The 4,534-nt window shown below is 49.8% G+C and carries 3 protein-coding genes; all 3 read left to right on the top strand.

Annotation, left to right across the window (positions count from 1 at the left end; all coding sequences use genetic code 11):
- Positions 1-1,776, top strand: a 1,776-nt coding sequence (locus VN105_RS22845) for a type VI secretion system tip protein VgrG (RefSeq protein WP_325644560.1), incomplete at its 5' end; no start/stop codon positions are given.
- Positions 1,777-1,793: 17 nt separating this feature from the next.
- Positions 1,794-3,164, top strand: a complete 1,371-nt coding sequence (locus VN105_RS22840) for a hypothetical protein (protein WP_325644558.1) — start codon at positions 1,794-1,796, stop codon at positions 3,162-3,164.
- Between the two features lie 35 nt (positions 3,165-3,199).
- Positions 3,200-4,534 (top strand): DUF6531 domain-containing protein (locus tag VN105_RS22835; protein WP_325644556.1); only part of this gene is annotated, 1,335 nt, incomplete at its 3' end.

The following is a 4,534-nucleotide window of genomic DNA, read 5'->3' as shown; positions in this document are numbered from 1 at the left end:
GACAAACAGTTTAAACAATTTCATTCACTGCGCCTGGAACAACAGTTACAGGGACATCATTATTTTGAGCTGAAAATAGGCTACGACTGGCTGCAGGAACTGGGGCCCGGTATTGTATCGGCCACCAAAGCTTTCCTGGGAAAGGAAGTAAGCATTACCATACAGGCGTTTGAACAGTTACAGTCGTATGAGCCGCTTATTTTCAATGGCATCGTAATGTCCGTAAGCTCGGGAAAAGAAAGCGACGGTACGCACGGGTTTTGTGTGATCCGCGGATACAGTCCCACTATCCTGCTGAACAACGACCTGCATGTACAGGCCTTTGAAAACCAGGACCTCGGCTCCATTGTGAATACCACGCTGAAAGCCTGCGGGCCCTATGTGGCGCGCCCCCAGGTAGATCCAAACACCACCTCGCCGCTGAAGTATATTGTGCAATACAAGGAAACGTCGTTCGATTTTCTCCACCGCCTCTCCGAACGCTTTGGCGAATGGTTCTTTTACAACGGGCAACAGGTGGTTTTCGGAAAATACCAGCCCCGCGAAGTGTCGCTGGTACACCTGGTTGACCTCATGAGCTTCGACCTGGAAATGAAGGTGCAACCCAACAACCAGCAGCTGAACGGATACGATTACCGGAACAGCAAAGTTGTGGAAAACACTACACTAGCACAGCCCGCCGGGAAAGTGAACGATTATACCTCGCATGTACAGGGACTCAGTGAAAAATTATACAGCAATACTTCTACCTATAAAATGAATCATGCGTTTACCAGTAATGCCAAAGCCGAACTGGATACGCTGATAACCCGGCAGAAAAAAGGACGCATGGCCGCTATGGTACAGCTGAAAGGCAGCAGCAGGCAAACTTCCCTGCGGGTGGGAGATCATATCTCCATCAAGGAAAATGTATATGCCAATGACGACCACGGGAAATTTATGATCTGGGGGCTTACGCATCATGTAACCGGTAACGGCGACTATTACAACGAGTTTGAAGGGATCCCCGCAGATGCAGCAGCGCCGCCGGTGAACCTGGAAAATGTTCCCTTCAGTGAAGCGCAGAGCGCCACCGTGGTAGACAATCATGACCCTAAAGACCTTGGACGGGTAAGAGCCCGCTTTAAATGGCAGCAGCAGGGCATGACCCCCTGGATGAGAGTGGTAGCCCCCCACAGCGGAGGCAGCAAAGGCATGTACATGGTACCGGAAAAAGGAGAGGAAGTAGTAGTGGATTTTGAAGGCGGCAACCCTGAACTGCCTTTTGTACTGGGCACCACCTACAACGGGGAAGGCAAATCGGGATTTGGTACCGCCAACAACGATATGAAAGCCATCCGTACCCGCTCCGGTATCTCCATCTTACTGAACGATGCCGATGGCAGCGTAACAATTTCAGACAAATCGGGTAACAAGATCTTCATAGATGGCACTGAAAAAATGTCTCTCTTCGCAAAAACTAAAATGGACATTTCTTCCAAAGAAGTTACCATCACTTCCGAAAAATTCAGCATCGGCGCTTCCGAGCAAGGCTCTATTGTTGCGAAGAAAGGAATTTACCTGGAAGGATCTGAAACAGTGACCATAAATAGTAAGGACGCCGTAGTAAAAGGAGGAGAATCACTTACCCTGATATCGAAAGACCTGCTCGCTTCCGGAAGTAAAAATGCCAACATTACCGGCGCCTCTGTAATGGTGAACGGCAACAAAGATGTTACCGTTAGCGGTAACGGCGATGTGGTGGTTTCCGGCGGGCTGGTGAAAATAAATTCCTGATCCTTTAAAGCCGGCTTATGACCACCTCACCAACTATAGGACAGGAATTTCATAAAGTAAGGGATACATGGGCTACCGCCGACAGCGACCACCAATGGAAGCTGGCTGTTTGGCTGGTGCAGTATGCCGATGTAGACATCATTGATAAATTCCTGGAAACAGAACGTACCGCCATCGGTATTTTTAAAGAGATATTTTTCCGGTTTGATACACCTTACCAGGAAGATCATACCGCATATGAAGCAGCATTGTGGAAGGAATACCTGGAATGGTTTGAACCACTGCCGCGCGAAGCGTACGATGTTTACCACGCACTGAAAAAAGACGGGCTGCTGAAAACAGACTATCATCCCGACCGCAGCCTGCCGCCAACAGTACAAAGCATCTGGAAGGAACTGCGCCGCCTGATGGAATGCATCCGCGGCCTTGAAGACACCGGGTGCTGTGTTTATTTTCCTCCCTTAAGAACTGATCAGCCTGATGCAGGCGGCTGGTACACCGATGTGCTGAAAAAGGGGCTGCCGGAAGGCATCCGCCTGGTAACCATTGATGTAGTTACCAATCCCCGCATCACTATCCCCAAAGTATTTACCGAACAGGTAAAAATATTACAGCCCTCCCTGCAGATGGTGGCAGCTATTAATCATGAAATGGACAAGGACGGCGGTAATTCCGATACCATCAGCACCGATGCCCGTTTCCGTAAACAGATCCGTAAAGTATTGGATTGTACCACACAACCGGGTACGCCGGCACTGGACCAGGAAGTAGCCGCACTGCTTTCCCTCAGCAAAAAAATGGGCGGGGAAGTACATGAAGTAGCGGGTATAATGATAGCTGCACAGGCTTATTTCATGGCGCGCGAGAATGATAAAAGTGCCGGCTATGCCAATAAAGCGATCCGCTTGTCGAGACAACTGATGGATAAAGGAGATCCTGCCGGTTACCCTACCTGGAAATCCTGTATCATGATCCATGCGGCCATACTGGCGGGTAAAAAGAAAAGGAAACAGGCCATTGCACTGTATGAAGCGCTGGCACTGGAAGCCGTGAATAAAGGCGATGCCTTTATGATCATGGAAGGATACCGGCTTTGCGGACACCTGCACTATGAACTGGGTCAGTTAAATATAGCATTTGAAAACCTGTTATTGGCCATCACCGGTGGCAGCTACCTGGAACGGGAGGTAAGAAGACAATCCACCTTCCTTCATGCAGCAGCGATGGCAGTACATCTGTGTGAAAAGATCAGGGGACCGGAAGACCTCCGCGTACTGGAAGGTAACCTGCAGGAACTCCTGGGTGATGACTGGGATACACTGCTGCAGGCAGAAGGGATGGACAAAGCCACCGTAAGACGTAAGTCCACATTGTTTGAGTTTAACTAAGACCATATCCCGGAAGGGAGCAAAGTAAGTATATCATGCCAGTAGAAAATAAAGGCTTTGGAGAATTATTTGCAGAAAAGAAAAACTCACTGGATCATATTCAGAAAGGAATGGCCAGCATATTACCCGCTTTCCCGGGCATGCCTGCTGCAAAGTATTTTGACCTTGGTATAGGTATAGATTTTCATGATTCCGTATTTCCACCTTCACCCTTATTACCGGTGCCTCATATCGGTATGGTGTTCGATATTATAGGCGCTATTATGGCTGCTATTGCCAGCGTGGTACCACCACCACCTCCTCCGCCACCCGTGGAGGAAGGAAAAGAACCGGAGCCGCAACCTTTTTCACTTGCTGCTACCGCACAAATGCTGGTACATGCATTGAGCCCTTCCGTAAAAGTACATAACCAATGGATCGCCAATGCAGGTACACCCATCCTGCATTTGCCCGCCATCATAGCACACCTGCCATTTCCCATCGTAAAGCCGAAAGCCGCCTCCGAAATGTGGATGGGCAGTTCTACCGTGCTGGCGGATGGCGGTCCTTTTTCTACCCAGTTCCACCCGGCATTGTCGTGTAACCTTGTTGGACTGCCTTCCCCGCCAAGGCTCAATAAAAAAAGCTCCGCCTTCGCACTGATGGCGCCTACTTCGGTACTGCTGATCATGACGTCGGGAGGGAAACCTGTGCTGGTAGGCGGTCCCCCAACTATCGACCTGTTCCAGCTCATGTTTAAACTGGGACTGAAAGGATTGTCGAAAGCCGCAGGCGCTGCTTTACAGAAAGTGATCAATAAAATAGAAAGCCGCTTTCCCAAGCTGGCGGCGGTATTGCAGGATTTTAAGTGTAAAAGATTCGGAGAACCCGTAGATGCGGTAAGCGGACGGGTAGTTTCTTCCAATATAGATTTTCAGTTGCCCGGACCCATACCGCTGGTATGGGAACGTACCTATTACAGCAGTGCGGAAGTACCCGGTCCGTTGGGCTACAACTGGCATCACAGCTATAACCTCAGCCTGTATGATCTGCATAACGGTTACTTCAGTATCCGCCTGGCCGATGGCCGCGAAACAATAATGCCGGCACTACCGGCAGGAGGCAGTTATTATAACAGGATAGAACAATTATGGTGGCGCCGCGATGGCAGCGGGTATTACCTGGAAAGCAAAGAGCAGCTGACTTACCGGTTCCATGCAAAACCGGCGCCGGACGGAAGTTATATGCTGTCTGAAATCAGCAACCCCGCAGGGTTTCATATACAGTTCCGGTATAACGGGCACGGCTATCTGCAACAGATCATCGACAGCAGCAACCGCGTGCTGCAGGTAACCACAGATGAGCGGGGCCGTATTGAATGCATTCATACC

The sequence above is a fragment of the Chitinophaga sp. genome, from assembly GCF_035564935.1.
Lineage (GTDB): Bacteria > Bacteroidota > Bacteroidia > Chitinophagales > Chitinophagaceae > Chitinophaga.
The sequence above is the reverse complement of the archived record's forward strand: the minus strand, read 5'-3'. Positions and strand labels throughout refer to the sequence as shown.

Bases quoted from the DNA above. Each gene is read 5' to 3' on its own strand.
- VN105_RS22840 (WP_325644558.1), top strand. From the start codon at position 1,794: ATGACCACCTCACCAACTATAGGACAGGAATTTCATAAAGTAAGGGAT.